Below are 2,276 nucleotides of genomic sequence, written 5' to 3' on the forward strand. Positions count from 1 at the left end.
CAGGAATTGTTGATAGGCATCCATATCTTTCACAATCACCTTTAATAAATAATCGGCAGATTGGCCGGTAATGAGGTGACATTCGAGTACCTCAGGATAGCTGGCAAGTGTGGTCTCCAGTGCTTCAAAACGCTCCGGTGTGTGTTTGTCCATACTAATACCAATAAAAGCCATCAAGGTCAGACCTAATTTTTTGGCGTTGAGTAAAGCCACATAACCGTCAATTAAGCCTTTTTCCTCCATCTGTTTGACACGCCGTAGACAAGGGGACGGCGAGAGCTTGATAGCTTCGGCTAATTCCTGGTTGGTAATACGACCGTCAGTCTGTAATTTTTGCAGGATCATGATGTCGTATTTATCGAGGTTGTCAGACATGTAATTTCTCCATTAAATTTTATTGTGGTTATATGTTTCAATATTTATGCTTTTTAAGCAATATTATTCTTGTTTAAGTCGGTTTTATGCAAATATAGCAATTTAATTCCATAGTGACTTCTTTATACTATTTCACATGGCTGGAACTGATAGCCGATGCGTCAAAAGCGCAGCTGGCACGATGAACTGACATGATCAAAACTCATGAAAGGCCCATCGGAAAAGTATGAATTAACCCGGTTCATATGGTGAGTCAGGCAAATTTGTTTCAGCAACTTGTGTGTCATTAATAGTTATTGTCAGGAGTCAGACATGATTAGTCAGCCCGCTCAAAAATATCGTCGCTTTGATGCTATCCAATTGCCTGATCGGCAGTGGCCCAATGTGGTATTGGATAAAGCCCCAATCTGGATGAGTACAGATTTACGTGACGGTAATCAGGCTTTGATTGATCCGATGTCTGTTGATACCAAAATGCGGTTTTTCCTGGCCCTGGTAGATATGGGCTTTAAAGAAATTGAGGTTGGTTTTCCATCAGCCTCAGAAACGGACTTTAATTTTGTTCGCCGTTTGATTGACGAAAATCGTATTCCTGATGATGTCACGATTGAAGTGTTAACGCAGGCCAGAGAGGATTTAATTGCCCGAACCGTGGAATCCTTGAAAGGTGCCAAACGCGCTATTTTGCATATGTATAACCCGATTGCCCCTGCTTTTCGTGAAATTGTCTATCGCACTGATAAGGCTGGGGTGAAAGAGATCGCTGAGCGTGGAACGCGTTGGGTGAAAGAGATGACGGCAAAACAGCCAGAAACCGAATGGGTATACCAATATTCACCTGAGACCTTTTCCAGTGCGGAAATGGAGTTTGCGAAAGAGGTTTGTGACGCGGTGACGGCCATCTGGCAGCCAACACCAGAACATAAGATGATCATCAACTTGCCGGCAACAGTAGAAATGGCGACGCCGAATACCTATGCCGATCAGGTGGAATGGATGCATCGACATTTAAATCAACGCGACAGCATTATTCTGAGTGTGCACCCACATAATGATCGCGGCACGGCGGTAGCAGCAGCTGAGTTAGCTGTCATGGCGGGTGCTGATCGTGTGGAAGGTTGTTTATTTGGTAATGGTGAACGCACGGGTAATGTGGACTTGATCACCTTGGCGATGAATTTATATTCGCAGGGAATTGATCCTGAGCTTGATTTCACTCAGATGGATCAGATCCGACAATTGTTTGAAGAAGCCACACAATTGCCCGTGCATCCGCGCCATCCTTATGCGGGTGAATTAGTGTTTACGGCTTTTTCTGGCTCGCATCAGGATGCGATTAAAAAAGGATTGGCCGTACAAAAAGCGGATGACTATTGGCAGGTACCTTATTTACCCATTGATCCAGCCGATGTAAATCGTAGTTACGATGCTGTGGTGAGGGTCAACAGTCAGTCCGGCAAAGGTGGCGTGAGTTTCTTGTTACAGCAACATGCCGGCTTTGAATTGCCACGTCGTTTGCAGATTGAGTTCAGCAAAGTGGTTCAAAAGGTCAGTGACAGCAGTGGTCGTGAGATTAACGCTGAGAATATCGTCTCACTGTTTGATGATGAATACGTGCAAGTGAACAGTCCTTATCAATATATGGGAAGTCATATCGTTGATGAGGAAAGTCATCAAGTCATGAGCCATGTGGTGGTGAAATATGAGCAACAGCGTATTGAGTTAAAGGGACAAGGCAATGGACCATTGGATGCTGTGGCCAAAGCTATCTCAGAGCATATCGGTGAAACAGTGACTGTCGCGGATTATCATGAACATGGCATGACGGCCGGTTCTGACGCAACGGCGGTGAGCTATGTTGAAGTCAAGGTGGGAGAGCATGCAACCGTGTTCGGTGTGGG

2 protein-coding genes are annotated in these 2,276 nt (G+C 44.9%); one reads left to right on the forward strand and one right to left on the reverse strand.

Features of this window, described 5'->3' with window-relative positions; translation table 11 throughout:
- The coding region (locus tag B4K20_RS12945; protein ID WP_289283187.1) for an Lrp/AsnC family transcriptional regulator at nucleotides 1–375 on the reverse strand (375 nt) is incomplete at its 3' end.
- A gap of 312 nt (nucleotides 376–687) precedes the next feature.
- Here B4K20_RS12945 and leuA point away from each other — a divergent pair.
- Nucleotides 688–2,276: 2-isopropylmalate synthase (gene leuA / locus B4K20_RS12950; protein ID WP_289283188.1), on the forward strand; the 1,589-nt coding region annotated here is incomplete at its 3' end.

Source organism: Methylophaga sp. UBA5088, from assembly GCF_002414625.1.
In the GTDB taxonomy this organism is placed as follows: Bacteria; Pseudomonadota; Gammaproteobacteria; order Nitrosococcales; family Methylophagaceae; genus Methylophaga; species Methylophaga marina.